General features: G+C 71.9%; 1 protein-coding gene and 1 pseudogene. Both read left to right on the forward strand.

Annotated features, from left to right (window positions below; translation table 11 throughout):
* A pseudogene (locus DU475_RS23955) lies at positions 1–251 on the forward strand (cobalamin biosynthesis bifunctional protein CbiET); the annotation flags it as partial.
* A partial coding sequence (locus DU475_RS23960; RefSeq protein ID WP_164633533.1) for a cobalamin biosynthesis protein occupies positions 248–588 on the forward strand: 341 nt, incomplete at its 3' end. The pseudogene DU475_RS23955 and the gene DU475_RS23960, both read left to right, overlap by 4 nt.

The following is a 588-nucleotide window of genomic DNA, read 5'->3' on the forward strand; positions in this document are numbered from 1 at the left end:
CGGACGCGGTGTTCATCGGTGGCGGCGCTAGCCGCCCGGGCGTGATGGATACGGTGTGGCAGGCGCTACCCGCTGGCGGCCGGCTGGTGGTGAATGCGGTGACGCTGGAGACCGAGGCGCTGCTGATCGACTGGCATCATCGCCACGGCGGCGAGCTGCTGCGGCTCGGCGTCGAGCGCGCCGCGCCGGTCGGCGGCCTCACCGGATGGCGCGCGGCGATGCCGGTGGTGCAATGGAGCGTCCGCAAATGACCGCCGTCGTGATCGGCATCGGCTTCCGCGCCGCCGCCCCCGCATCGGCGATCATCGACGTGATCGAGACTGCGCGCCGCGCCGCCAATCCGCATCAGCCGTCAGCGCTGGCGACCGCTGCCGACAAGGCCGCTCACAGCAGCCTGCGCGAGGCCGCAACCACCACCGCTCTCCCCATCTTGCCGATCGATGCGACTGCGCTCGAACAAGCCACCGCGCGTATCACGACGTCGTCTGCCGTGGTCGCACATCACCGCGGTGTCGGCAGCGTCTGCGAGGCCGCGGCGCTCGCCGCCCCCGGACCGACGGCGCGGCCGATCGTCTCCCGGTTGATTTC

The organism is Rhodopseudomonas sp. WA056 (assembly GCF_010906995.1).
Taxonomy (GTDB): domain Bacteria; phylum Pseudomonadota; class Alphaproteobacteria; order Rhizobiales; family Xanthobacteraceae; genus Rhodopseudomonas; species Rhodopseudomonas palustris_G.